The sequence below is a fragment of the uncultured Fretibacterium sp. genome, from assembly GCF_963544685.1.
Taxonomy (GTDB): domain Bacteria; phylum Synergistota; class Synergistia; order Synergistales; family Aminobacteriaceae; genus CAJPSE01.
On the sequence record NZ_CAUUGJ010000001.1, the window covers coordinates 32,412 to 57,911 of the forward strand.

A 25,500-nucleotide genomic window follows, 5' to 3' on the forward strand; every position below is an offset into this window, starting at 1 on the left:
GACCGCCACGCAGCCTTCCAGGCGGTCACGAAGCCCTGCAGGTGGAACGGGAAGTATAAGTGGGCTATACTCTCCCTGGCATAGGGAGACAGGTCCCTGAAGATCGCCGGCGAACAGGCCGGATCAAGTCGGAGATGGAAGGACGGTTGGAGAGAATGAAACGATACGGCATGGTGGTGTTCTGTGTTCTGGCGTTGTTTTTGGCGGGCGCCGCGGCGGCTGCGCCGATTCCCGTCCCGACGGGCTTCGCCCTCGAGAACGGGCGCGTGACCCGCGGGGGGATGGCATTGGACTGTGAGGTCCATCAGGTTCCCGACGGGATCGAGAACGGCATCGCCCTCTGGTGTGTGGTGGGGAGCGAGACGTCCGAGGCCGTCCAAAAGGAGGAGACCGGGGTTTTCTTCTTTGGCCCGGACGGGAGGAGCGTGGCGTTCATCCCCCTCGACGCCCGGGAGGAGTATCAGGACCTGGTCTGGAGCCCCGACGGCGGGCGGCTGGTGCTCGTCACCGGCGGAGCGCGCCCCGACATGTTCTTCACGCTCTTCACGGTTGACGGCAAGGGGATGGAGAAGGGGCCCGGATTCCCGGGGCTGCGCGGCGGACTGGCCTGGGTCGGCCCGCACCGCTTTGCCTTTACCCGAATAGACGACGTCCGTGATACCAAAAGCGGCGCCTTTCAGGGGGTGTCGCTGTGGCTCTCCGCCGTGCTGTACGACGCGGCGGTTGGGGCGGAGACGGTCCTGAAGGCGGCCGACGGGACGAGGAGCTACGTCTTGCAGTCGGTCTCCGATGATGGGACCACGCTCAACCTCACGGAGCTCTCCGTCGCGTCCCCGAAGGACTGGGGGGATACGGAGAAGATCCAGGAGCGCGAGGTGACGGTGGAGGTCCCCGCGGCCGGGTAGCGGCGAGGCGGAGGGCTCTTTGGCCGCGCCCGTCCGGTGACTGTGGGGGCGGAGGCAAAAGCGCTTCCGTCATGGGGTGCATCGGTGTTGTCTTGAACAAGCGCGGCGCCTGCTTGGGAAAGAGCCGGCGCCGCGTCTTCTCCGTGGGGGCGCGCGTCCCTCGAAGCGGTCTCTGCCGGGACCGAGATATGTAGAATCTCAGGGTTGCCTTTCCTTCATCGGACGACGCGGAGATCGGGTCGTCGTTCGGCTCTTGACGATCGGGCCCGGCACCCCTATACTGCAACTCAGGTCAGCGTAACAGCTATTGATACCTGGTGCTAAGTTCGGTTTGTCATCCTCCTTCGGATCTCGCCACCGGCCAACATCGGGAGGGTGAGGGCCTGTTTGTGGAATTGGATCTGTCTGCCGGAGGAGCGGGGTATCCCGAAACGGGGGCGTCTGCCATCAAGACCGCGGAAAGCACGAAAAACATTAAGATCGCCAAATTTGCCGGGCTCACCAAAAAGCTGCGCCAGGAGCGCCTTGCCAGGATTATCGAGGGTAATCCGATGGCTACGGACCGGGAGCTCGCGGCCACGTTGGGCGTGAGTGTCAGCACGGTGCGTCTGGACCGCGCCCTGATGGGCGTCCCGGAGCTGCGCGAGCGGGTGCGCTGCATGGCGCAGCAGGCGAACAGCAAGCTGCGCTCCCTGAGCCGAAGCGAGATCGTGGGGGAGCTGCTGGAGCTGGAGCCCGACCGCTGGGCGCTCTCCGTCCTGCGCACCACGCGGGAGATGGCCTTCCGGTCCACGGACATCATCTGGGATCACTACATCTATGCCCAGGCCAGCTCGATAGCGGTCGCCGCGGTGGAGGCCGAGGTCGTCATCGTGGATTCCATGCGGGGGGAGTACAAGGGACACGCCCTTGTGGGCGATACCCTGATCGCCCGGGCCAAGATGGGGGTGGGCCGCGACGGGCGGCGCATCGTCAGCGTCCGTACCCGGGTGGGGGACAAGGAGATCTTCGTCGGGCGCTTCATCGTCGAGGTTCGGGGCGGCTGAGCGGAAGAGCGCCCGTGCGCCCACTCCCGAATCCGCAAAGGACGCGAGGCGGCGCCGGATGTACCGTTGTAGGTTGCCTTCGTTCCGGTCGTCCCCGGAATGGGGAAATGGATTCCAAGCGAAGCGAAAATCCTTCTAAGAGAATAAGGGGACTGTGTCCATATAATGAAAAAAATGACCGTAGCTCTGGATGCGATGGGAGGGGACAACGCCCCGCACGAGATCTGCAAGGGGGCGATAGACGCCTGCAAGGCCTTCCCCGATCTGGAGGTCGTGCTGACGGGGGACGAGGGGAGGATCCTCCCGCATCTCGAGGCCGCATCCTCGGAGGTGCGGGCGCGGCTTGGGGTCGTTCACGCTCCCGAGATCATCGAGATGGATGAGCAGCCTGCCGTCGCCATCCGCAGGAAGCGGAACTCCAGCCTGCGCGTCGCGATGGAGATGGTGCGCAGCGGAGAGGCTCAGGGCTGCGTCTCCGCCGGGAACACCGGCGCGATCGTCGCGGGGGGGGTGCTGGTGGTGGGGCGTCTGGCGGGCATCGACCGCCCGGCCCTGGGTGCGCCCCTGCCGACCATCGAGCGCTGCACCTTTCTTCTGGACGTCGGGGCCAATGTGCGCTGCAAGCCGGAGAACCTCTACCAGTTCGCCCTGATGGGCAGCGTCTACTCCAGGAAGATCCTGGGCGTGCGGAACCCCGAGGTGGCGCTCCTCTCGAACGGCACGGAGGAGATCAAGGGCGACGAGTCCGTGGCCGGGGCGCGCGCCCTGATCGCGGAGAGTTCCCTCAACTTTAAGGGGTACGTCGAGGGCGACGACATCGCCTGGGGACATGCGGACGTGGTGGTCTGCGACGGCTTCATGGGCAACGTGATCCTCAAGTTCGGCGAGGGGCTCATGCACGGGGCCAAGTCCATCATCGGCCAGGAGGTGGGACGGCGCATCCTTCCGAAGCTCGGGATGCTCTTCATGGTCCCCATGGTCAAGTCGCTCTGGGCGCGTTTCAACTACGAGAGATACGGGGGGACCCCCTTGTTGGGCGTCAAGGGGACGGTCATCAAGGCCCATGGCCGCTCGAAGGCCCCGGCCGTTCTGGGGGCGCTTTCGGCCGCCCGGAACTTCATTGTCGGTGAGGGCGTGGAGCAGATCCGTGAGGAGCTGGGCAAGGAACTGCACTGATTTTTCGCTAAAAGGGGCCTGTCCCCTGGATCGAGGTGAAGGGATTTCATGATCGTAAACAACCGCGTATGCAAGTTGCTGGGGACGGAATATCCGCTTCTGCAGGGGGGCATGGCCTGGGTGGCCAATGCCGCCCTGGCGGCGGCCGTGAGCAATGCCGGCGGCATCGGAGTCATCGCCGCGGCGGCGACCCCGCCGGAGATCCTGGATCAGGAGATCCTCAAGGCGAAGGGCCTGACGGACCGGCCCTTCGGGCTCAACATCATGCTGATGTCCCCGACGGCGTCGGACGCCCTGGAACTGGCGGCCAGGCACAGGCTTCCGATCGTCACGACCGGGGCGGGCAGCCCCGGAAAGGTGCTGGAGCGCCTGAAACCGCTGGGGACGATCGTCGTCCCGGTCATCGCGTCCGTCTCGCAGGCGCGCCGCGTCGAGAAGCAGGGGGCGGACGCCGTCGTGGCGGAGGGCATGGAGGCCGGGGGACACATCGGGGAGCTGACGACGATGGTCCTGGTGCCGCAGATCGCGGAGGCCGTCAAGATCCCCGTCATCGCCGCCGGCGGCATCGCGGATGGGCGCGGGGTCGCCGCAGCCTTCGCCCTGGGGGCCGAGGGCGTGCAGCTGGGGACGCGCTTCATCTGCTGCACGGAGTGCACCGTGCACCAAAACTTCAAGCAGGCGGTCCTGGACGCCCGGGACCGGAGCACGTCGGTGACGGGCCAGCGCACGGGGCATCCCGTCCGATGCCTGCGCAACAAGCTGACCGCGGAGTTCGACAAACTGGACGCGCGTCTGGCGCCTCTGGAGGAGATCGAGAAGCTCGGCACGGGACGCCTGCGCAGCGCGGTCGTGGACGGCGACACCGACTGGGGGTCCCTGATGTCGGGGCAGTCCGCGGCGATGGTGAACGATATCCTGCCCGCACGCCGGATCGTCGAGCGGCTCTTCGGCGAGGCGCGGGACGTTCTGCAAAAAATTCAGGGATGCTGCGACGTCGACCCCGAATAGGGCGGAGGCCCCTCGAGGTCCCTTTGTCGGATTCGATCGTCGGGTTCAACGCGTCCCGTAAGGAACGACGAGCAGTTGTGACATTTGGGAGGTACCGACTCATATGAAATACGCACTGTGTTTTCCCGGGCAGGGGGCTCAGGAGGTGGGGATGGGCAAGGCCCTCTACGAGGCCTTCCCCTCGGCCAGGGCCGTCTTCGACGAGGCCGACGACGCCCTGTCCCAGCATCTTGCGCGCCTGATCTTCGAGGGGCCGGACGAGACCCTCAAGCTCACGGCCAACACGCAGCCCGCCATCATGACGACGAGCGTCGCCGCGCTCCGGGCCCTGGAGAACGAGCTGGACGTGAAGCTGTCCCCCGCCTGCGGGGCCGGGCACAGCCTGGGCGAGTACACGGCCCTGGTGGCCTCGGGCGTCCTGGCGTTCCGCGACGCGGTGGACCTCGTGAACAAGCGGGGCCGCTGGATGCAGGAGTCCGCGCCGGAGGGCGTTGGGGCGATGGCCGCGGTCATGGGGCTGGAGCCTGCCGACATCGTCGCGGTGTGCAGGGAGGTCGCCCCGAACGAGGAGTGCCAGGCGGCGAACTTCAACTCGCCGGGGCAGGTTGTCATCTCGGGCATCGCGGAGTACGTCGACAGGGCGGTTGCCGCCGCCAAGGCCCGCGGGGCCCGCAAGGCCGTGATGCTGAACGTCAGCGCCCCGTTCCATAGCCGCCTGATGATGCCGGCGGCCGAGAAGCTTAAGGCGCAGTTCGAGACGTACGCATGGTCCGATCCGCGCTGGCCGATCGTGGCCAACGTGAGCGCGAGGCCCGTGTCGACGGTTGCCGACATCAAGGCGGCGCTCTATGCGCAGACCTTCAGTCCCGTGCTGTGGTCGGACTCGGTGGCCTTCATGGCCGACGACGGCGTGGACACGTTCCTGGAGCTGGGGCCCGGCGAGGTGCTCTGCGGCCTGAACAAGAGGATACGCAAGGGGCTGAACCTGATGGCCGCCGGGACGCCCGAGACGCTGGAGGCCATGGCCGCGGCCCTGAGGTCCGCCTGATGGCGCGCCGTCTGGCCCTGGTCACGGGGGGCTCGCGCGGGATTGGCCGCGCCATCGCCCTGGCCCTGGGAAAAAACGGGTGCGACGTCGCGGTGAACTACAACGCCAGCGCGGAGGCCGCAGAGGCGCTCTGCGGCGAACTGGCGGCGCTGGGCGCGCGAGCCTCGGCCTTCAGGGCCGACGTCTCGGACCGCTTCCAGGTCGAGGCCCTGTTCAAGGCCGTCGAGGCCGGGATGGGCCCGGTCGAGATCCTCGTCAACAACGCGGGGATCACGCGTGACAACCTGCTGATGCGCATGAAGAGCGAGGACTGGGACGCCGTGCTGGCGGCCAACCTGAACTCCGCGTTCTACTGCACGCAGTCAGCCATCCGGGGCATGGCGAAGGCCCGGTGGGGGCGCGTCGTCAGCATCGCCTCGGTCGTGGGGCTGGTCGGCAACGCCGGGCAGGCCAATTACAGCGCGTCCAAGGCGGGGCTGATCGGTTTCTCCCGGTCCGTGGCGCGGGAGTACGCCGCGCGTGGCGTGACGGTCAACGTCGTGGCTCCGGGATTCATCGGAACCGACATGACCGGCGTCTTGAAGGAGCAGGTCCGGGAGGCGATCCTGGGGCAGATCCCCCTGGGACGCATGGGGGCGCCCGAGGACGTGGCGCGGGCCGTGGCCTTTTTTGCCTCTGAGGAGAGTTCCTACGTCACCGGTCAGGTCCTGGCGGTTGACGGCGGAATGACGATGTGTTAAGGATATATTGCTGGAGGGAGGTGAGGAACAATGAAGAAGGAGGAAGTCCTTTCCAGGCTGAAGGAGATCATCACGGAGCGTCTTGACGTCGAGGAGGATCAGATCGTCCCGGAGGCGACGTTCGTGGAGGATCTGGGCGCCGATTCCCTGGATATCGTGGAGCTGATCATGGGCATCGAGGAGGAGTTCGACATCGAGATCCCCGATGAGGACGCCGAGAAGCTCACCTCGGTGGGCGAGGCGCTGAGCTACACGCTGAGCAAGATCGGGGTTGACGAGTAACGCCGTTGTCCGAGGGGGGGAGGAACGCCTTCCCCCCGTTATTGAATCTGCGGACCGAGACGGCTGTCGAATGATTGGAATATGAGAACTGCGGCCCGCCCCCTTTCGTGCGGCGGGCGTTATCGTATAGAACGGCACGGCCAGGGAGTGAAACGAAGATGAGAAGAGTGGTCGTTACGGGCCTTGGGCCCATAAGCCCCATCGCCACGGGGAAGGACGCCTACTGGAAGGCGCTCCGGGAGGGGAGGAACGGGGTCGGCCCCATTACGACGTTCGAGCTGGGGGACTGCCCCGTGACGTTCGGCGCCGAGATCAAGGACTTCGACCCGACGCGGTGGATGGACGGCAAGGAGGCCAAGCGCTCCGACCGGGCGATCCAGTTTGCGGTGGCCGCCTCGAAGCTGGCGGTGGAGGACGCGAAGCTGGACACCAAAAGCATGGACCCCTATCGTTTCGGGGTCTACATCGGAACGGGGCAGGGCGGCATCGAGACCTCGTTCAACAACTTCAAGACGATGATGGAGAAGGGCTCCCGCCGGGTCAGCCCGTACTTCATCCCGATGATGATCAGCAACATGTCGACGGCCTACGTGGCCATCGTGCACGGGGCCAAGGGGCCGAACCTCTGCATTGTGACGGCCTGCGCGACCTCGCTGCACAGCCTGGGCGAGGCCTATCACACGATCGTCCGCGACGACGCGGACGTCATTCTGGCGGGCGGCACCGAGGCCGCGCTGCGTGCCATCAGCATCGCGGGCTTTGCCTCCATGAAGGCGCTGTCCACCCGTATGGACTCCCCCGAGACGGCCAGCCGTCCCTTCGACAAGGACCGCGACGGGTTCGTCATGGGCGAGGGGGCCGGGGTGCTGGTCCTCGAGGAGCTGGAGCACGCAAGGGCCCGGGGAGCACATATCTACGGGGAGTTTGTGGGGTACGGCACGTCCTGCGACGCCGGCCACATCACGGCGCCGGATCCCGAGGCCGAGGGCGCCCTCTACGCCACGAGACACGCCATGAGGATGGCCGGCTGGTCCCCCGAGCAGGTGGACTACGTCAATGCCCACGGGACCTCCACCGGGCTGAACGACAAGATGGAGTCCATGATGGTGCACAAGGTCTTCGGAGAGCGGGCGAAGGACGTCGTCGTCACCTCCACGAAGTCCATGATCGGGCACTGCCTGGGCGCTGCCGGGGCGCTCGAGACCATCGCCTCCTTCCAGGCCATCGAGCAGGGCTATATCCATCCCACCCTGAACTACACGACCCCCGATCCCGAGTGCGACATCAACCTCTCGACGGGCCGGGGCGTGGAGAAGAAGGTGGACCGGATGCTGGTGAACAGCTTTGGGTTTGGCGGGCACAACGGGGTCCTCGCCTTTCAGCGTTTCGTTTGAGCCGTACCTCCGTCAGGGGGACGCCGCCCGGCTCGCCCGGCGAGACCTGGAAGGGCTCCAGGAGACGCTGGGTTACCGCTTCAAGGACGGAGGGCTTCTGGAGGAGGCCCTCTGTCATTCCTCGTTCGCCCACGAACACGGCCTGTCGCTCAGCAACGAGCGCCTGGAGTTCCTGGGGGACTCCGTCCTGAGCTTCCTTGTCGCGCGCATCCTGTTCGAGCGGCACCCGGACGCGACCGAGGGCGAGCTCTCGCAGATGCGTTCGGCGCTGGTCTGCGGGGCCTCCCTCTGCCGCAGGGCCGAGTCCCTGAACCTCGCGGGGGCCCTTCTCTTCGGCCGGTCCATGCGGAATCGGGACCTCCCGCCCTCCCTCTGCGAGGACGCCCTGGAGGCCCTGATCGGGGCCGTCTGTCTGGACGGCGGCGTCCCGGAGGCGGAGCGCGTGGTGCGCCGCCTGTTTTTCGGCGGCCCGGATGCCGCCGGGGAGGACGGCGCGGAGCTGGACGCCAAGTCCCGCCTCCAAATCCTGCTGCAGGCCCGGGACCTTGGGATCCCGCACTACGAGGTCGTCTCGGTCTCCGGCCCGTCCCATTCCCCCCATTTCCAGGTCCGGCTCCGGGTGGGGAACGCCGACCGCGTCGCGGTCGGGGCGAGCCGCAGGGAGGCGGAGGAGCTGGCCGCCGGGCTGGTTCTGCAGGACCTCGATGCGGCGGAAAACGAAGGCGGGGTGTGTCCTCCGTGAGGGGGCTGAGGCTTCTCCTCCTTCTTGCCTTCCTTCTGACTCTGCCGATCCGCGCCGGGGCCGAGGTGCTGAATGTCGTCGTGACCCTGCCCTGGCTGGCCCTGCTGACCTCCTTCATCGGCGGCCCGAACGTCGCGGTCGCGCCGCTCCTGGAGTGGAACCCGAACGGGGACGCCGTGCCGGCCGCGCGGGGGAGGACGCTTCGTTCCCTGAGCAAGGACGCCCGGGTCATGGCGCTCGATTCCGACGATGCCCGCCGTGTCCGGCTGGATGCCGGCAAGTTTCCCAATTTCAGGGCGCTGTACCTGCCGTTTCCCATCGAGACGCCGCAGATCGACGCCGCGCTCTCGGACCCGTCGGTGCTTCCCTTCGTCGCCCAGCGCGTGCTGACCGTGCTTGCGGACTGGGACCCCGCGAACTACCCCTATTATCAGCGCCGTCTGGCGGAGTTCCAGGCGCGGCTTTCCGGATCCGTGCTCGCGGGGCGACAGATTCTGCGGGACATCCCCGTGTACGACCTGACGGGGTACAGCGGGGCCCTTCTCGAGGCCGCGGGCTGCCGGATCGAGCGTCCCGCCTCCGCCGACTGGGCCGCGTGGAGCAAGGGAAAGGAACAGGAACTCCTGATCCAGGAGCTCGACCGCAGGAAGGAGGGGAAGGTGACGGCCGTCATGGACGGAGGAACGCCCAAGGCGCTGCGCCGCCTCCTGGAGTCCCGTCCGGAGGTCTTCTCGTTCGGACGTCCCCCTCTGACGCAGGACTACCCCGCTTTTCTGCACGACCAGTACATCTCCCTGTGGCTCAAGAGTACGACGAAGCCCCTTCCCCCGCCGGCCAGGCCGCGGCGATGACGATGGGGACGGACCGATTCGGAGCGGAGGAATGAAGATGGACGGAGAGATCATTCGCTGCCCATGGGCGGATCGAAGCCCGCTGGAGCGTGCGTATCACGACCGGGTGTGGGGCGTTCCGCTGCACGACGAGCAGGGCCTCTTTGGGATGCTCTGCCTGGAGGGGATGCAGGCCGGGCTCAGCTGGTCCACCATCCTGTTCAAGATGGGAGCGCTCCGGACGGCGTTCGACGACTTCGATCCCCTGATCGTGGCCGAATACGACGAGCGGAAAATTGCCGAGCTCATGGAGACGGAGGGCATCATCCGGAACCGGCTGAAGATCCGGACGATGGTCCGGAACGCGAGGGCCTACTTGAGACTGCGGGAGGAGCACGGGACGCTGGACGACTTTCTGTGGCGCTACGTGGACTTCACGCCCCTGGTCAACGCGTGGCGCGAGGCGGGCGAGATTCCGGCCCGGACCCCTCTGTCCGAGCGCATCAGCCGGGATTTGAAGCGCCTGGGGTTCGGCTTCGTCGGCCCGACGATCGTCTACGCCTTCATGCAGGCGACGGGCATGGTGAACGATCACCTGGTCTCCTGCGCGTTCCGAAGGGTCGGGGAGTGATTCCGCAACTCCGGGCCGTCTGCGGGCAGGGCGCTCAAGGGTTCTAAAATATACGCCGAACTACAGCAGTCCGGCGTAAGCATTGACGAAGTCCAGTTTTGTGATCAAATGATCCAGGATTTCCAAAGCCTCGACGGTCGTGCTTTTCGGATAGCGATGAGTCAGCTTGTAGCTCAAACGGTCTGGAGGCGGGGGAATCAGAGCCTGGACTTTAAGATTGCGTTCCAGCATGAAGGGGATGGATGACTCGGGAATGATGGCCCACTGGCGCTCATCCCGGAGCAGATTGCGTATCAAAAGGAGAGTGTCCACGGAAAGCTCGCCCACTTCTTCAGGGGGCCAGACTCTATCGTGCCAGAGCTGATAGGGGCTGGCCCACGGAAAACGCAGCTCGAAACGAGGTTCCAGATCCTCGGCTCGGACCTCTTCCGGAAGGTTATCGCGGCCGGTACGTAACACCAACATGCGCTCTCGGGTAAAAGGCTTCGCCGCTACGTAGGGAAAATGCAGTTCTTGTAGTACGAAAGCGACATCCACCTCCCGGCTTTCGATCTTGTGATAGAGGACGGCAGAATTGCTGGTCGAAACTTCGCAGAATACGGGAGGCTCGTTTTCTCTCAGCGCTTGAAACAGAGGAGGCAAAATGTGATTGTTCATGCTGTCGACACTGCCGATTCTCAGGGCGTGAGCCGGAACCTTGGAAGCGAAACCGGCCACCTTTCCATGAAGCTCCTGCCACTGCATTGCCAAGGGTAAAAAGTCTTGACCTGCCGGAGTCAGGCGAATCGCTTTCAGCCCCTTTCGGCGGTCGATCAGGATTGCGCCCAATTCTGCTTCCAAATCTTTAAGGCGATGACTCACAGCCGATTGCGTCAGGTTCAGTAATTCTGCCGCGCGCCCCAGGGTTTGTCCCATCACTATGGCGGTGAAGGCCTCCATGCCTCGCTCGTTCACTTCAATTCCTTCCTTCCCCTCAAAAATATAAAAAATATTTATATATAGTATAACGTATTGTTGTTTTTCAATTTTACATCTATACGTTATCCTGAAGGGGAGACGTGCACATCTCGCCTATTCCATTGCGCAGGAGGACTAAGACGATGTTCAGAATCAACGATCGGGTCGAAATCGTCTCCGCTGAGACGATCCAGCGCTTGGGGCGTCTGTCGGTGCCTGCAATCGGGGATGCGCTGGGTCGGTTCGGCTGTGTTCACAGCTCGATCAAACCCTTAAGCGATGCCATGCGTCTTTCGGGTCCTGCATTGACGGTGCAGACCTACAGGGCAGATAACCTCATGTGCCATGTAGCGCTTGAGATGGCTCATCCTGGTGACGTGCTTGTTGTCGATGCCTGCGGTTTTCGCGATACCGGACTGTGGGGAGCCCTGATGACGGCCATGGCCAAGAAGAAATCTCTGGGGGGTCTTGTCATGGACGGGGGAGTCCGTGACAAGCTGGAAATCATTGCCATGGATTTTCCCGTATTTTCGGCCGGAATTTCCCCTATGGGTGGATTTAAGGACTCGCCTGGCTCGGTGAATGTTCCGATCGCCTGTGGCGGTGTCAGCGTCTCACCCGGGGATATCGTTGTCGGCGATGCGGATGGGGTTGTTGTCGTCCCGGCGGCAATGGCCGATCTCGTTGCGGAATCGGCCGAAGCGGTGGCGCATAAAGAATCGTTACTGCTCCAGAAAATTCATGACGGGGAGTCTTTGTTCGACCTCTTGGATCTTCTTCCCGTTGCCGAAAGACTTAATCTGTCGTCCTTCAGAAGGTATAAGGCATAACCACGTTCCCCTGTCTTCATTCGTTCCGCTTCCTGCGAAAAATCGAAAAGGATAAAAGGAGTGTGGAAAATATGAAATACTGGTCCGGATTGGCGCTGCATAAAAAAATTTTTGTCATGCTTCTCCTGGGCATCGTTGTCGGCTGGGTCGCCGGTCCCAAGGCCGAGATTCTTCAGCCATTGGGAGATGTTTTTATACGTCTGTTGCGTATGCTGATTGTTCCGCTTGTCTTTTTCACTCTCTCCTCCGGCGTCACTAAGATGGGGAGCCCGTCCAACCTGCGCCGGGTCGGAGGCTTCGTCGTGACCTATTATCTCCTTTCGTCACTTTTGGCTGCTGCCGTAGGTTGTGCCGTGGCCCTTGTAATAAGGCCGGGAATCGGTGCCGAAGGCATTCTGGGCACAGTCGGCGAAATCAAGGCAGCGAGCTACTCGGTTGTTGCATCGATTCTCAACTGGATTCCTACCAATCCCGTCGAGGCAATGGCCAACGCTAATATGCTCCAGATCATTTTCTTTTCTCTGATCGTCGGGATTGCGTTGTTGCTCCTGGATAAAAAAACGGAAAACTTCAGGCGCTTCCTTCAAGAGGGGGCGGAGGTCATGATCCAGATAACGGACTTTGTCATGAAGTTCGCCCCTTACGGTATCTTTGCCCTTGTTGCCATTCTTGTCGGGACCATTGGCGATAAAATGATGTCTGCCGTTCTAAAGTTCATCCTGGCGGACTACATTGCAGTGGGAATTGTCCTGCTCGTGATTTATCCTCCGATTCTCAGATTCTTCTCGGTGCCTGTCCTGCGCTTCTTTCGTCATATTTTTCCCGCCATGCTGGTTGCCGCTACAACCACCTCCAGTGCAGCCACGCTGCCTGTTTCGATGCAGGTTGCCGAGGAGAAGCTGGGATTGCCGGAACCAATTTACGGCTTTGCGCTTCCCTTGGGGAATACCGTCAACATGAACGGAATGGCCGTCGCGATAGGGGTTATCGCGGTCTTCGCGCTGGATCTCTTTCAGGTCTCCATTACGCCGGGATTGCTTTTTCAGATCGTCTATCTGGGATTGCTCCTTTCGATTGGAGCGGCAGGTGTGAAGGGAGCGGGTATCGTCATGTCCACGGTCCTTCTGGAAACGCTGGGCCTGCCGCTTTCCCTGATCCCCATCCTTGCCGCCATATGGCCGATTATTGATATTGCCCACACGACGGCGAATATTACCGGAGACCTGGTGGGAAGTACCGTCTGTGCGTCCAGGCTGGGCCAGTTGGATCGCAGCGTTTTCGATAGTGATTGACTCCATGGAAAAGGAGGCCTTTCCATGCCGAATTTTTCACAGAAGATTGGGGCCTTGAAGGGTTCCAGCACCGTGGCCATATCGGATCGGGCCCGGTCTCTCCAGCAGCAGGGCGTGAATGTCGTTAACCTCGGGGGTGGTGACCCCGACTTTGATACTCCCCGCCATATCGTGGATGCGGGGGTCGAGGCCATACGCGGCGGGCAGACCCACTATGTCGCCAGCCAGGGCATCCCCGCGTTCCGCAAGGCCATCGCGGAAAAGCTCTCCCGCGAGAACGGACTCTCCTACGACCCCGACAGGGAGATCGTCGCGACGGCCAGCGGCAAACTGGCGCTCTATATCGCTCTGGAGTCCCTTCTGGACCCGGGAGACGAGGTGCTCTATCTTGAACCCGCATGGGTCAGCTACCGCCCGCTGATCGAACTTATTGGCGGACGCCCCGTTGCCGTGTCCCTTTCTCCCGCCGATAACTTCGCCGTCCGCTCCACATTGCTGGAGCGAAAAATCACGCCGCGTACGAAGGCTATCTTAATCAATTCACCTAACAATCCTACGGGCCGGGTCCTTGGTCCCGAAGAGCTCCAGGTGATTCGCGAAGTGGCCTTGAAGCATGATCTTTGGGTGATCAGCGATGAGATCTACGAACATTTGGTCTACGATGGGCATCGTCATGTCAGCATTGCAACGCTGCCCGAGATGCGCGATCGGACCGTTGTCGTCAATGGGATGTCCAAAGCTTATGCGATGACCGGATGGAGGATCGGCTATCTGGCGGCCCCGTCCGTTCTATCCGAGCAAATTTTGAAGGTGCAGCAGCATGTCGTCACCTGCGCGGCTTCGTTTGGGCAGACCGCGGCAACGGAGGCCCTGCAGGGGCCTCAGGACTGCGTCAAGACGATGCGGCAGGAGTATGATAAGCGCCGGAGACGGATTGCGGAGGCCCTCAATTCTATCCCGGGGGTCCGCTGTCCTCTGCCGGAGGGTGCTTTTTACTTTTTCCCGGAGGTCGACTACAAGGACTATGACTCCTGGCAAATCGCGGAATACCTGATTTCAGAGGCCCATGTCGCGGTGACCCCGGGGCAGGCGTTCGGAGAGGCGGCACGAAAGAACATCCGCCTGACCTACGCCACCTCCATGGCAAACTTGCTCGAGGCGGTCGAAAGGATGAGAAGGGCCCTCGTGGTCTAGCGGACAAGGAGACAAGGAGGAAAACGGATCATGAAGAAGATTGAGGGAGTCTTCGCTCCTATTGCAACGCCCTTTGGCGCCGATGGAGCCATCGACTTCGGAAAGTTTGCCGAGAATCTGACAAAGTTCGACCGAACGGGTCTTGCCGGTATTGTCGCCTTGGGAAGCAACGGGGAATTCGCGATGCTCTCCGGCCAGGAGAAGCTGGACCTGATCTCGGCCATTCGTAAGGGGATCTCTCCAAATAAACTTCTGATCGCCGGAACCGGGTGCGAGTCATTGAAGGAGACTATCGAATTGAGCAAGGCTGCGGCCGATCGCGGAGCCGATGCCGCCCTCGTGATCAACCCCAGCTACTACAAGCGCGACCTGAACGAGGGGACGCTCGAGAAGTTCTTCTGCGCCGTAGCCGACGCCTGCCCGGTCCCCGTCATGGTCTACAACATGCCGGGCAACAGCGGCATCAACCTTTCCTCCGGATTGGTCGTACGCCTCTCCGCGCATCCCAATATCGTCGGGGTCAAGGACTCCGGAGGCAATATCGTCCAGATTGCCGAGATCATCGCGGGGGCGTCAGAGGGCTTTTCGGTCTTTGCCGGATCCGGAAGCTATCTTTTCGCCACCACGCTGCTGGGCGGATGTGGCGGCACCCTGGCTGTGGCTAATGTAGCGCCTGACCTCTGTGCCGAACTGTATGCGCTTTGCCGCAAAGGAGAGGTCGAGAGCGCCCGGAAAATTCAATTGAGCCTTTTGCATCTGAACTCCTGTGTGACCGCACGCTACGGCATTGGAGGGATGAAAGCCGCGATGGACCTGGCGGGGTTCTATGGCGGCGTGCCGCGCCTGCCTATCCAGCCGGCATGTGAGGCGGTAGTGCGTGAAATTCGTGATGAGATCGAAAAACTGGGCCTGTTGGGAAAGTATCGGTGAGAGTGCAGAGACGGATCACTGGATGTCCCAATATTTCTCCGTCCATGCTTTTCCGCGGTGAGACGCAGCTTTTAAGGATGTTTGTGAAGTAGCTTGGGGGAGCGGCCGGGCAAGGATGGCCGCTCCCCTTCGTCTTGATCGGCGCTTCCTTGAAGGAATGTCCCAAGGCATCCTGTATAAAAATGGGGGGCCATCCCGTACCGCTGACGATGCCGGGCGTGTCGGCCGGTACCCTTCCCTGTGCCGTCTATCTCTGGCTGCTTCCGGTCTGTTGCATATTCACGAGGCGGCGGTGGTTCAGGAGCGGATGGTGACCCTACGGCCCGGTGCTCCAACGGATGCTACAATAAACGGAGCCGGGGCGGCCCGGTGTGCTGGGATGTGTCTTCCTTGAACTCGGGAGGGGGATTTAGCGTGAACACCAAGAACTTGTCTTACGGGCGGCAGTGGATTGACGACGACGACATCGCGGAGGTCGTCAATGTGCTGAAGGGCGACTGGCTCACCCAAGGCCCGACCGTGGCGGCATTCGAGAGGTCCCTGGCCGATTACGCCGGCGTGAAGCACGCGGTGACGTTCGTCAACGGAACGGCGGCGCTGCACGGGGCCATGGCCGCGGCGGGGCTGGGGCCCGGCGATCGGCTGCTGACCACGCCCATGACCTTTGCGGCGACGTCGAACTCCGCGCTCTACGTGGGGGCCGAGCCCGTCTTTGCGGACATCGAGCCGGGCACCCTCTGTCTCGACCCCGTCAAGGCGGAGGCGAAGCTGAGGGAAGTTGAGGAGGCGAAGGAGGGCCGGGTCCGGGCCGTTGCGCCCGTCAGCTTCGGCGGATATCCGTTCGCCATGGAGCCGTTCCGAAGGCTGGCGTCCGAGCACGGGCTGGTCCTGATCGAGGACGCCTGCCACGCGCTGGGCGGCGACCGGGACGGGCACAAGATCGGCTTCGACGCCGACATGACTGTCCTGAGCTTCCATCCCGTGAAGCACATCACGACCGCCGAGGGCGGGGCCGTCCTGACTCGAAGCGACGAATACGCTCACGCGCTCCGGCTGTTCCGCAGCCACGGCATCACGAGGACCCCCGAGGACTTCGAGGAGGCCCCCGAGGGGCCATGGCACTGCGAGATGCAGACTCTGGGGTGGAACTATCGGCTTACGGACCTGAATTGCGCCCTGGGGCTCAGCCAGATGCGCCGGCTGGATGCCTTCGTGAGGCGCCGCCGGGAGATCGCCGCTCTCTACCGGGAGCTGCTGGCGGACGTCCGGGGGCTGACCCTGCCCCCCGCGCACGAGGGGCACGCCTACCACCTGTTTCCCATCCAGGTGGACGCGGAGGCGCGCGGGCCCCTTTTCGCCCACCTCGCGGAGAACGACATCAGGCTCCAGGTGCACTATTCGCCCGTCCCCCTGCATCCGTACTACAAAAAGCGGTTCGGCTACCGGTGGGGCGACTTTCCCGAGGCCGAGCGCTACTATCGGGGCGCAATCTCCCTGCCGATGTTCCCGCTTCTCGAGGACTCGGACGTGAAGCGGGTCGCGGACTGCATCAAGACGTTTCTGGGCCGGGGCTCGTAGCGGCGGCGGGGCGGGTCCCTGAGCCGCTACAGCCGCGTGCTCTGGCTCAGGGCCCTTCGCCCTTCGTTCCTCCGAACCCGTCCCTTGAGCTTCTCGAACTCCTCGGCCAGCTGCCTTCGTTCCTCAGCGGGGACGCCCATGCCGCCGAGGAGCGCGTTCAGCCGGTCCTCCAGCTGGGCCACCTCCATGGAGGAGGGGGGCATCGTGCGCCCGATCCGCTTGAGGCCGTTCAAAGCCTCCTCCGCGACGAAGAGGGCCAGCCTCGCCTCGATGCCGCCCTCGGGCTCCGCCGGCATCTCCTCGGGGGGCTCCTCCTCGCGCCGGTCGCGTTCCCTCTGCGAGAAGAGCAGAAACATCCCCGCCAGAAGCAGGAACGCTCCCCCGGCCGACGGGCGGTCGAGGTAGAAGAGGTGCCCCGCCTCGATGCCGCAGAGCATCCCCGCCGCAAACAGAATCCATCGCTTTGTCCCTTCCCATGCCATCGCCGTCACCTCGCGCCGCGTCCGACGGCCTCAACGCGCCAGGAAACGTCCCCGGCCCGGCCGGGCCGGAAACGTCCCCTGGCTGTAGACGAGCTCCCCGCGGGAGTAGGTCCGCTCGATCCTTCCCCGAATCGTCCGTCCCTCGTAGGGGGAGAAGTCACAGCTCGAATGAAGCATCCCTGCGGAGACCGTCCACTCCGTGGCCGGGTCCAGGACCGCAACGTCCGCGTCGGCCCCGGGCAGCAGGCCGCCCTTCCGCGGCCAGAGCCCGTAACGCCTTGCCGCAGCGGCGGCCGTTCTCTCTGCCAGGCCGCTGAGCGTGAGGTGTCCTCCCAGGACGCCCTCGGAATAGGCCAGGGGCAGCATCAGCTCCACGCTGCCCATTCCGTAGGGTAGGCGGTCGAACGCCCCCTTCCACTCCTTTTGAGCGCAGGTGAAGGGGCAGTGGTCCGTGGACAGGAAGTCCACGTCCCCCGCCGCAAGGGCGTCCCAGAGCGCCCGGCGGTCCGCCTCCCCGCGAAGCGCCGGCGAGGCGGAGTAAAAGCGTGCGTCCGGCCGGCCGTAGACCTCGTCCGTCAGCAGCAGGTAGTGCGGGCAGGTCTCCGCCGTCACGTCCGTCCCTCTGCGGCGCGCCTCCCGAACCTCCTCCAGCCCGAGCGCCGAGCTCAGGTGCATGATGTGGACCTGAACCCCGGCTCGGTCCGCCAGCCAGACGACCTCGTGCACGGCCGAGGCCTCGCAGAGGTCGGGCCTCGAGAGCCCGAGCGCCGTCATGCGGGCCTTCTCCGAGTCCTCCATCAGAGCCAGCCGCGCCTGAATCAGGCTCTCGTCCTCCGCGTGGACCGAGGCCACGGCCCCAAGCTCCGCGGCCACCCTCATGGACTCGAAGAGGGGACCGTTCTCCGTGCGCCGCCCCGAGGCGGCGTAGGCCGTGAAGAACTTGAAGCTGCGCACGCCCCGTTCCGCGACCTCGCGCATCTCGTCGAGCCGTGCGGGCGTCCAGCCCACCATCTCCGCGTGGAATCCGTAGTCGATGACCGACGGGGCCGCCGCCTTCAGTCGGGCGGAGAGGTCGTCGACCATCGTCGTCTCGCGGCTGCCCACGGTGAAGTCGAGGATCGTGGTGACGCCTCCGGCCGCCGCCGCGCGCGTGCCCGTCAGGAAATCGTCGCAGGAGCGAGTTCCCCCTACGGGCAGCTCCATGTGGACGTGGGGATCGATCGCCCCGGGCAGCACCAGCTTGCCGGACACGTCTACCGTCTCGGCGGCCGGACCGTCCAGTCCGGATCCCAGCGCGGCAATGCGCCCGCCCCTCAGGGCCAGGTCCCCGGCGAACACGTCGTCGGGCAGGACCAGCATACCGTTTTTCAGAAGAACGTCGTACATTCGGCAACTCCTTCCAGCGGAAGACGCACCGGTCGAGCCCCTCCCGCAATCCCATACCGCTTTGGGGAATCCCTCCGCACTCCGCACCATGATAGCCTATGGAGAAAGCCGCCCCTCGGGGCGTACGGAGAGAGTGGAGACTACAGGAAAAGCAGCAGGCTGACCGCCATCACGGCCATTCCGAAGATCATGCCGCAGATCGAGACATGGTGCTCCCCGTATTTGCGCGCGGAGGGCAGAAGCTGGTCCACGGAGATGAACACCATGATCCCGGCGACCCCCGAAAAGATCAGGCCAAAGAGCACCCCGTTCAGGAACGGGGCCAGGATCAGCCAGGCGAGCAGCGCTCCCAGGGGCTCCGCGATCCCCGACAGAAACGACAGACCGAAGGCGCGACGGCGGTCCCCGGTGGCGTAGTAGATGGGCACCGAGACCGCGATTCCCTCCGGTATGTTGTGGATCGCTATGGCCACGGCGATGGGAATGGCCAGTTGAGGGTCGTGCAGCCCCGCCATGAAGGTGGCGATGCCCTCGGGGAAGTTGTGGATGGCGATGGCCAGCGCCGTCAGTATCCCCATGCGCATCAGGGCGTGCTGCCGTCCCCTCTCGCCGGCGTCGCCCCGGATTTCCTCCACGCGGTGCAGCTCGTGCGGGTTTTCGTGGGAGGGAACGAACTTGTCGATCAGCATGACGACGATCATACCGCAGAAAAAAGCGATCACGGAGAGCCATGACCCCAGCTTGTCCCCTACGGCTCCGACCAGCTCGGACCTGGCCTTGGTCGTGATCTCCGTCATGGAGACATAGATCATCACCCCCGCGGAGAATCCGAGGGAGAAGGCCAGGAAACGGGTGTTGGTCCGCTTGGCGAAGAAGGCGATGGCGCTGCCTATCCCCGTCGAGAGCCCGGCGAACAGGGTCAGCCCCAGGGAGAAAAGCACGCTATGAAGCTCTGCCGTTTCCATCGTTCCCCTTTCTGGGCAGGAAGCGCCTGCCCACGCTGAAGCCCGGCGCGATGCGGGGGCTCAGTCCGTAGTACCCGTCCCCCGGCATGAAGACCAGCGGGTCCAGCCTGGCCGACTCCGGGCGCCCCCGGTCGTCGAGCGCCGACTCCTCGGCCATGCAGGAGACGATCCGCCCCACGAACAGGTCGTGCGACCCGACGGTGAACGTGTGCATCAGCCGGCATTCGAAGCAGAGGGGAAATTCGGCGACCAGGGGGAGCCCCAGCTCCGGGCCGGGCTCCAGGGTCAGCCCCGCGAGGGTGAACTTGTCGTATCTGCGGCCCGACACGATGCCGCAGAAATCCGTCTCGTCCACGTGACGTTTCGAGGGAACGCAGACGCTGAACGCCCCGCGTTCGGTGATGGCCGCGTGGCTGTATCGATCCGGACGGACCGATATCTGGATGGCGGGCGGCTCCGAACAGCAGACGCCCACCCAGGCCAGCGTGACGAGGTTGGGGCGCCCCTCCGCGTCCGTCGTCCCGGCCAGGACGACGGGCGTGGGAAAGCCGGCCGTTATCGGACCAATGTTTTTCTTCATCATCCTACCTCCGTAAGGGTAACGCGAGTGCTTCGGGGGAGGCGCCCCCGAACCCCGACTATTTCAAGCTCAGCAGGCCCTCCGTGATGGCCGCGACGGCCCGGACCCCCTGGATGATGCTGCGCTCGTCCAGGTCGAACCTGCCGTTGTGGTGCGGCGCGGTGATGTCCGAGCCCAGCGCCATGTACGTGGCCCGGCCGCCCTGCTCCTGGACGCGGCGCATCATCCACGTCGCGTCCTCGCTGCCCCCGGCCCGGACGGTATCGACGACCTCGCGGAAACAGTTCAGGGCCAGGACCGACTCCTTGGCCCTCGCGACGAGCTCCTCGTCCCCCGAGGCCGTGGTGCCGGCCCCGGCCTTCACCAGCTCGACCGTCGTGCCGTACATGGCCGCCGCGCCGTTCAGAACCTCGACGGCGCGTGCGTAGACGTAGTCGGCGATCTCCTGGTTCTCGCCCCGGGTCTCCACCTTCATGTCCGCGTGCTCCGCTATGACGTTGCGGCCCGTCCCGGCGTTCAGCACCCCGACATTGACCCGCATCGCCCCGTCCCGGTGCGGCGCGATGGCGTGAAGTCCCAGCGCCGCCGTCGCCGCGGCCAGCAGGGCGTTGCATCCCTCGTGCGGCGCACCCGCCGCGTGGGCCGGTCGGCCCGTGAAGTGCGCGTCGAGCTTCGTCGTGCTGAGATACCCCAGGGAGTTCAGGCCAAACGTCCCGGACGGCACTCCGCCGCCGATATGCATGGCCAGGAAGTAGTCCGATCCGTCGACCACGCCCTTGCGCGTCATGGCGTAGGCCCCGCGGCAGCCCTCCTCGCCGGGCTGGAAGATCAGGCGCACGGTCCCGTTCAGCAGCCCCTCCCTGGCCGTCAACACCTCGGCCACACCCAGCCCGATGGCCGTGTGGGCGTCGTGTCCGCAGGCGTGCATCAGATGCGGGTTGACGCTGGCGAACCCCTCCCGGACGGGCCGATGGTCGGGCGAGGTATCCTCGTCCACCTCCACGCAGTCGATGTCGAACCGCAGCGACACGACGGGGCCGGGACGTCCGGTGTCCAGCACCGCTACGACCCCGGGATAGCGCCGCATCGCCTCGATCCACGCGAGGTTGCCGCCCTGGGTGACCGCACGCCCGATGTGCCGGTCGATCTCCTCCTCCGAAGGGCGCCCCATGACCGCAGAGGTCTCCACCGTGTCCAGGCCGACCCTGGGCTTGCAGCCCAGCCGCTCCAGCCGCTCCGCGATCAGCGACGACGTTCGGAACTCCGTCCAGGCCGCCTCGGGATAGCGGTGGAGGTCCCGCCGGATGTCGATCAGGTCCCGCTCCAGTTTCCTCCAGTCCATTGCGCTGCCACCTCCCCTCCATACTTTAGCACGATCTGTCCCTTTTCTCCCCCGGTCGTCCGCCCGGGGGACGGACTTCATCCGGTCCTTCTCGTTTAAGGCCCTGAAGGAGGCGCGGGAAAACGAAAAAATTATAAAAAGACACGCCGCCATTTCCTCCGCTTCTTGTTATAATGAAAAGCGGTATGGTTTTGAGCCAAGGCAGGTTCGAGCCGAGATGGAAGCGGGAAATCAGGACCTGAAAAAACAAGACAATCCGAAGGGAAGGCCGGTACGATGAACAAGGAAGCGCAAAACAAGGAAGAGTACGTTTACAAACCCGCATGGAGGAGCTTCTGTCTGCACATTGCGGCGATGGTCGCATGTCTCGTGCTGGTCGCCATCGTCTCACTCAATGTCTCCATGGATGCCGCCTATCAGAAAGCTCTATGGGGATTTTTCGTGCTGTTCGTCCTCGTCGTCTTCGGCAATATGTTCTTCAAGCGCATGGAGACCGCGCTGATCGTCCGTCCCGACGAGGTCGCCTTCGAGAAGGGCATCCTGAAGCGGGAGTCCATAGAGATCGGGATGCGCAGCATCCGGACCGTTCAGGTGACCCAGCGGATCATACAGCGCATTCTGAACGTGGGGGATATCGCCGTCGCCTCCTCCGGAACCGACAGCTACGAGATTCTTGTCGCCAACATGCCTTCGCCTCACGATATCCGCAACCAGATTCAGGAGCGCGCGCGCGTTGAGGACAAGCCGCAGACGGACGGGGCGAACGGAGACAAAGCCCGGGCGTAGCGACAGGTTGGCCGTCCCGACGTCATGGGGGAACAATGCGGCACGGGCTCCGGAAAATTCCGAGGCCCGTGTTTTTTGTTCTTCGGGCCGGGGGCGTTCATCCTCCGGCGAGGGCCGAAGCCATCCGGGGAGGGTATAATTTTTTGTGGAGCGGGAGGCTTTGCCCGGCGTTGCTTTTTTGAGAAACGCGGGGCACAAAAACATGGAGGGGCGGGATGTGCCATGCTGTTCAAGACGGCCGAACAGAAATCGACGATAAGGCGTGAGGTCCAGGGGGGAGTCGGGGAGGCTCAGTGTCTTTCCGCTATAGCGCGCGGCGAGGGCCCGGCGGAGAGCCGCTTCAAAATGGTGAGCAGGATGACCTTCGAAGCGGGGTCGAGCATCGGGCTCCACACGCATGAGACGGACGAGGAGATCTACATCGTCCTCTCCGGTAAGGGAATCTATACGGACGACGATGGGTCCCGGCGCGAGGTGGGGCCGGGCGACGTCTCCCTGACGATGCGGGGACAGCGGCATGGGCTCGAGGTATCGCGGGAGGGGCCCCTGACGCTTATGGCCGTGATCGCGGAGTGACGGTCGGCTGGGAAAACTCCTGACCTCGAGGGGACCGGGATGCGGGGCGGCAAAAAAGGGGCCGCCCGGCAGGGCGGTCCCTTTTGTATTCCAGTCCGGCGGGATAGGGGACGGATCAGAACGCCGCCAGCTTCTCCCCCCAGGCCGTGCAGTTCGCAATGGCCGCATCGTCCGGCGTCTCGTTGACCGCCAGGCCGTCGTCCATGAGCGTTACGCCGCCGCTGCGGCAGCGGTCGGCCCACGTGCGCAGCCACTCCCCGTCGCCCCATCCGTAGGAACCGAAGATGGCGACCTTCTTCCCCTTCAGCCCCGGAAGCGCCTCGGCGAAGAACGGCTCCATCTCTCCCTCCTCGATGACCTCGACGCCCATCGAGGGGGACCCGAAGGCCACGACATCGTAACCCGCAAGATCGGCCACGGCAACGTTCGCCACGTTCTTGCACTCCACCGCGGCGCCCTTTCCCTCGGCTCCCTTGGCGATCGCCTCCGCCATCTTCTCGGTATTGCCCGTGCCCGACCAGTAGACCACCATAATCTTCGACATTCCACAGACCTCCTCGTTCTTTTCGGCTTCCTCGGCCGCAGGGCCCCAGCACTTCGAAGTCCTTGCCGCCTTGGCCGACTACAGACGAAAGCCGTTCCCGTTCAACAGGGAACGGGCCGCGTCGCACTCCGCCCGCCGATACCGCCTGAAGGCGCGGCGGGCCTTCTCAACGTTGCCGTAAACCTTCCAGTACCCCACAGCCAGGCTTTTGGCCCCTCTGTGCTCCAGGAATCCCCTGACGTCCTCGGGAGGATAGTCGAGAAAAAGGCCGATCTCGTGGGGAAACTCGAGGCGAAAGCGCTTCTGGAGGTGCTCCAGGCAGGCGTCCAGACCGAAGGGGAAGAGGTACCCCCGATCCGCAAGGATGTCGCGCACGGCCTTCGAGGCCAGAATCCGCTCCAGCAGCCTGCGCCGATAGATCATGACCAGCGCGCTGCCTGAAGCGGGGGCCGCCCGGCCGTTGAGCAGCACCGCCTCCACGCCCAGGGGATGCAGCCAACTCTCGCCCCGTGCCCTCCACAGAGCCCGGACATCCTCCCCGTCGCGCCTGAGGTTGAGCAGGGTCGCCGCTTTAAGGCCTTTTATTGTTGGCGCCCCAAAACAGAACACGAGGGCTTTGAGATATTCCTCCGTGTCCGTCTCCCGAATCGATTCCATCAAGCTTTGGATAATCGGTTTTTTCATCGCCGCCGCATCCATCGTAAAAGCCTCCCGCCAGCAAAAACTGCCGTAAAGCCCCGCTTGTGGCTCAAACAAAAATTTTTATGTTTGACATTGAAAACTTATATCGAAATGCATTTTTTGTCAAGCAGGAAAAGGGGGATGGGATGACGGCGGCAGGAGAGGGGGACGGGGTTGGTCCCCCGTCAATGTCCAAGCAGGCGGCGTCCGTTGACCCGGAAGTAGAGGGAGGCCAGGAGGAACGATACCGTATCGGTGATGGGGAAGGCGCACCATGCGCCCTTCAGCCCGAAGAGGCCCGACAGGCTCCATACCAGCGGGATGATCAACAGAAACTGACGCAGCACCGAGAAGCAAAGCGAGGGGATTCCCCGCCCGATCCCCTGGTAGAAGCCGGAGAAAAGGATCTGGAAGCCGGCGAACACGATGCCGAACGCAATGAACCGGGCGCCCGTGACGCCCTGGGCGATCAGCTCCGGGTCGTCGGAGAAGATCGCGAAGAGCCGGTCCGGGAAGAGGAGCAGGGCGCAGGAGCCCAGACAGCAGATCACCGTGGCGGTCAGGGCCGACAGTTTGAGGGCCTGCCACACGCGTTTGAGGTTCCCGGCCCCCCAGTTGTAGCCGACGATGGGCACCATCCCCTGGTTCATCCCGAGGATCGGCATCACGATCAGGGAGTTGGTGCGCTGGATGATGCCGTACGCCGCCATCCCCGCATCCCCTCCGTACCTCGCGAAGGTGTTGTTCAGGAACCCGATCGTGAGGGCGATTCCGATCTGATTGAAGAAGGCGGACGTCCCTACCCGGACGATCTCGGCCAGAAGCCTGGGTTGGGGCCGGAGACAATCCGCCCTCAGCCTCAGCACACTTCTTCCGGAGAGGTAATACCAGGCGAGCCAGACCGCCCCCAGCGTCTGGCTGATGGCGGTGGCCCAGGCCGCCCCCGCCACGCCCATCCCGAGGTTGAAGATGAAGACCGCGTCCAGGAGTACGTTCATCAGCCCCGATATCAGCATGGTGACCATGGCGAGCCGGGCGTTGCCCTCGCCCCTCGCGGCGCTGTTGCTGACGATGGAATAGGAGAAGGCCGGGATCGATAGACCCACGATGCGGACGTAGACGATGGAGTCGCGGACGATGGATTCCGAGGCGCCGAGAACGCGCACCAGCGGTTCCGCAAAGAGGGCGATGGCCCATGCCATGATCGCCCCCAGGATCAGCGAGACCGACGTGATCGTCCCCAGTGCGCGTTCCGCACGGTCGACGTCGCGCGCGCCCAGGCTTCTGGATATCAGGGACACCCCGCCCGAGCCAAGCAGCAGGGCGAAGGCCATGACCACGATCTGGACGGGAAAGGCGGAGAAGACGGCCGCGATGCCCTGAGGCCCGACGCTGCGCCCGACGAAAAAAGCGTCCACGACGTTGTAGAGGGATTGAACCAGCATCCCCACCACGGAGGGCGTCGACAGACGCAGAAGAAGTTTCCCCATAGGTTCGCGCCCGAGCGCCTCGACGTCCCGCATCATGCCACCCCTTGTCCTTCGTACCCGGTTTTCCCTTATTTTACGTCATTTG

The 25,500-nt window shown here is 63.9% G+C and carries 27 protein-coding genes; 18 read left to right on the forward strand and 9 right to left on the reverse strand.

Features of this window, described 5'->3' with window-relative positions:
* The first annotated feature begins 155 nt into the window (after nucleotides 1-155).
* From ABLA28_RS00170 to ABLA28_RS00220, 11 genes are all read left to right on the forward strand, one after another.
* Nucleotides 156-905 carry a hypothetical protein gene (locus ABLA28_RS00170; RefSeq protein ID WP_347712016.1) on the forward strand — a complete coding sequence of 250 codons (750 nt, stop codon included), beginning with the start codon at nucleotides 156-158 and terminating at the stop codon, nucleotides 903-905.
* 479 nt (nucleotides 906-1,384) lie between these two features.
* A complete protein-coding gene (gene fapR / locus ABLA28_RS00175; protein WP_299298206.1) occupies nucleotides 1,385-1,951 on the forward strand; it encodes a transcription factor FapR in 567 nt (188 codons plus the stop codon).
* A 174-nt stretch (nucleotides 1,952-2,125) separates the two neighbouring features.
* Nucleotides 2,126-3,127, forward strand: coding sequence for a phosphate acyltransferase PlsX (plsX, locus tag ABLA28_RS00180; protein ID WP_347712046.1), 1,002 nt, complete (start codon nucleotides 2,126-2,128; stop codon nucleotides 3,125-3,127).
* Between the two features lie 48 nt (nucleotides 3,128-3,175).
* Nucleotides 3,176-4,135, forward strand: coding sequence for a nitronate monooxygenase (locus tag ABLA28_RS00185; RefSeq protein WP_347712017.1), 960 nt, complete (start codon nucleotides 3,176-3,178; stop codon nucleotides 4,133-4,135).
* A 103-nt stretch (nucleotides 4,136-4,238) separates the two neighbouring features.
* Nucleotides 4,239-5,183 carry an ACP S-malonyltransferase gene (gene fabD / locus ABLA28_RS00190; RefSeq protein ID WP_314717728.1) on the forward strand — a complete coding sequence of 315 codons (945 nt, stop codon included), beginning with the start codon at nucleotides 4,239-4,241 and terminating at the stop codon, nucleotides 5,181-5,183.
* Complete coding sequence (gene fabG, locus ABLA28_RS00195; protein ID WP_347712018.1) at nucleotides 5,183-5,923, forward strand: 3-oxoacyl-[acyl-carrier-protein] reductase; 741 nt, start codon at nucleotides 5,183-5,185, stop codon at nucleotides 5,921-5,923. The genes fabD and fabG overlap by 1 nt, the downstream gene beginning before the upstream one ends.
* Nucleotides 5,924-5,953: 30 nt before the next feature.
* The gene (gene acpP / locus ABLA28_RS00200) at nucleotides 5,954-6,205 is read left to right on the forward strand and encodes an acyl carrier protein (RefSeq protein WP_299298189.1); all 252 of its coding nucleotides are present in this window, start codon (nucleotides 5,954-5,956) and stop codon (nucleotides 6,203-6,205) included.
* Between the two features lie 158 nt (nucleotides 6,206-6,363).
* The gene (gene fabF / locus ABLA28_RS00205) at nucleotides 6,364-7,599 is read left to right on the forward strand and encodes a beta-ketoacyl-ACP synthase II (RefSeq protein ID WP_347712019.1); all 1,236 of its coding nucleotides are present in this window, start codon (nucleotides 6,364-6,366) and stop codon (nucleotides 7,597-7,599) included.
* Nucleotides 7,556-8,341, forward strand: coding sequence for a ribonuclease III (gene rnc / locus ABLA28_RS00210; protein WP_347712020.1), 786 nt, complete (start codon nucleotides 7,556-7,558; stop codon nucleotides 8,339-8,341). Before fabF ends, rnc begins: the two co-directional genes overlap by 44 nt.
* On the forward strand, nucleotides 8,329-9,192 hold the full coding sequence (locus ABLA28_RS00215; protein ID WP_347712021.1) for a hypothetical protein: 864 nt from the start codon (nucleotides 8,329-8,331) through the stop codon (nucleotides 9,190-9,192). Before rnc ends, ABLA28_RS00215 begins: the two co-directional genes overlap by 13 nt.
* A 37-nt stretch (nucleotides 9,193-9,229) precedes the next feature.
* Nucleotides 9,230-9,802 carry a DNA-3-methyladenine glycosylase I gene (locus tag ABLA28_RS00220; RefSeq protein WP_347712022.1) on the forward strand — a complete coding sequence of 191 codons (573 nt, stop codon included), beginning with the start codon at nucleotides 9,230-9,232 and terminating at the stop codon, nucleotides 9,800-9,802.
* Nucleotides 9,803-9,862: 60 nt separating this feature from the next.
* Here ABLA28_RS00220 and ABLA28_RS00225 read toward each other — a convergent pair whose 3' ends face one another.
* Nucleotides 9,863-10,756, reverse strand: a complete 894-nt coding sequence (locus tag ABLA28_RS00225; protein WP_347712023.1) for a LysR family transcriptional regulator — start codon at nucleotides 10,754-10,756, stop codon at nucleotides 9,863-9,865.
* Nucleotides 10,757-10,902: 146 nt separating this feature from the next.
* Here ABLA28_RS00225 and ABLA28_RS00230 point away from each other — a divergent pair, with 146 nt between their 5' ends.
* From ABLA28_RS00230 to pseC, 5 genes are all read left to right on the forward strand, one after another.
* The gene (locus ABLA28_RS00230) at nucleotides 10,903-11,589 is read left to right on the forward strand and encodes a 4-carboxy-4-hydroxy-2-oxoadipate aldolase/oxaloacetate decarboxylase (protein ID WP_347712024.1); all 687 of its coding nucleotides are present in this window, start codon (nucleotides 10,903-10,905) and stop codon (nucleotides 11,587-11,589) included.
* Nucleotides 11,590-11,660: 71 nt separating this feature from the next.
* A complete protein-coding gene (locus tag ABLA28_RS00235) occupies nucleotides 11,661-12,881 on the forward strand; it encodes a dicarboxylate/amino acid:cation symporter (protein WP_299302977.1) in 1,221 nt (406 codons plus the stop codon).
* Nucleotides 12,882-12,905: 24 nt separating this feature from the next.
* The gene (locus ABLA28_RS00240) at nucleotides 12,906-14,075 is read left to right on the forward strand and encodes a pyridoxal phosphate-dependent aminotransferase (RefSeq protein WP_347712025.1); all 1,170 of its coding nucleotides are present in this window, start codon (nucleotides 12,906-12,908) and stop codon (nucleotides 14,073-14,075) included.
* 30 nt (nucleotides 14,076-14,105) lie between these two features.
* The gene (locus ABLA28_RS00245) at nucleotides 14,106-15,005 is read left to right on the forward strand and encodes a dihydrodipicolinate synthase family protein (RefSeq protein ID WP_347712026.1); all 900 of its coding nucleotides are present in this window, start codon (nucleotides 14,106-14,108) and stop codon (nucleotides 15,003-15,005) included.
* 414 nt (nucleotides 15,006-15,419) lie between these two features.
* Nucleotides 15,420-16,583, forward strand: coding sequence for a UDP-4-amino-4,6-dideoxy-N-acetyl-beta-L-altrosamine transaminase (pseC, locus tag ABLA28_RS00250; protein WP_347712027.1), 1,164 nt, complete (start codon nucleotides 15,420-15,422; stop codon nucleotides 16,581-16,583).
* A 26-nt stretch (nucleotides 16,584-16,609) separates the two neighbouring features.
* On the opposite strand, the gene ABLA28_RS00255 is transcribed toward pseC, so the two are convergent.
* The 5 genes from ABLA28_RS00255 to ABLA28_RS00275 form a co-directional block, all read right to left on the reverse strand.
* Nucleotides 16,610-17,065 (reverse strand): hypothetical protein, encoded by a 456-nt coding sequence (locus ABLA28_RS00255; RefSeq protein WP_347712028.1) that lies wholly within the window; start codon nucleotides 17,063-17,065, stop codon nucleotides 16,610-16,612.
* A gap of 30 nt (nucleotides 17,066-17,095) precedes the next feature.
* Nucleotides 17,096-18,451, reverse strand: coding sequence for a dihydropyrimidinase (hydA, locus tag ABLA28_RS00260; protein ID WP_347712029.1), 1,356 nt, complete (start codon nucleotides 18,449-18,451; stop codon nucleotides 17,096-17,098).
* A 140-nt stretch (nucleotides 18,452-18,591) separates the two neighbouring features.
* On the reverse strand, nucleotides 18,592-19,416 hold the full coding sequence (gene zupT / locus ABLA28_RS00265; RefSeq protein ID WP_347712030.1) for a zinc transporter ZupT: 825 nt from the start codon (nucleotides 19,414-19,416) through the stop codon (nucleotides 18,592-18,594).
* Nucleotides 19,394-19,996: a flavin reductase family protein gene (locus ABLA28_RS00270; RefSeq protein ID WP_347712031.1), complete on the reverse strand. Its 603-nt coding sequence runs from the start codon at nucleotides 19,994-19,996 to the stop codon at nucleotides 19,394-19,396. Before ABLA28_RS00270 ends, zupT begins: the two co-directional genes overlap by 23 nt.
* Nucleotides 19,997-20,054: 58 nt before the next feature.
* Nucleotides 20,055-21,338 carry an amidohydrolase gene (locus ABLA28_RS00275; protein WP_347712032.1) on the reverse strand — a complete coding sequence of 428 codons (1,284 nt, stop codon included), beginning with the start codon at nucleotides 21,336-21,338 and terminating at the stop codon, nucleotides 20,055-20,057.
* A 276-nt stretch (nucleotides 21,339-21,614) separates the two neighbouring features.
* On the opposite strand from ABLA28_RS00275, the gene ABLA28_RS00280 reads away from it, so the two are divergent.
* Entirely contained in the window at nucleotides 21,615-22,124 is a 510-nt protein-coding gene (locus tag ABLA28_RS00280; RefSeq protein ID WP_347712033.1) for a PH domain-containing protein, read from the forward strand.
* Between the two features lie 222 nt (nucleotides 22,125-22,346).
* The gene (locus ABLA28_RS00285) at nucleotides 22,347-22,700 is read left to right on the forward strand and encodes a cupin domain-containing protein (protein ID WP_347712034.1); all 354 of its coding nucleotides are present in this window, start codon (nucleotides 22,347-22,349) and stop codon (nucleotides 22,698-22,700) included.
* 115 nt (nucleotides 22,701-22,815) lie between these two features.
* Here the strand turns inward: ABLA28_RS00285 and ABLA28_RS00290 are convergent, their stop codons facing one another.
* The 3 genes from ABLA28_RS00290 to ABLA28_RS00300 form a co-directional block, all read right to left on the reverse strand.
* Nucleotides 22,816-23,244, reverse strand: a complete 429-nt coding sequence (locus ABLA28_RS00290) for a flavodoxin (RefSeq protein WP_299298052.1) — start codon at nucleotides 23,242-23,244, stop codon at nucleotides 22,816-22,818.
* A gap of 78 nt (nucleotides 23,245-23,322) precedes the next feature.
* On the reverse strand, nucleotides 23,323-23,943 hold the full coding sequence (locus ABLA28_RS00295; protein ID WP_347712035.1) for a DUF3793 family protein: 621 nt from the start codon (nucleotides 23,941-23,943) through the stop codon (nucleotides 23,323-23,325).
* Between the two features lie 167 nt (nucleotides 23,944-24,110).
* Nucleotides 24,111-25,451 (reverse strand): MATE family efflux transporter, encoded by a 1,341-nt coding sequence (locus ABLA28_RS00300; protein WP_347712036.1) that lies wholly within the window; start codon nucleotides 25,449-25,451, stop codon nucleotides 24,111-24,113.
* Nucleotides 25,452-25,500 lie beyond the last annotated feature (49 nt).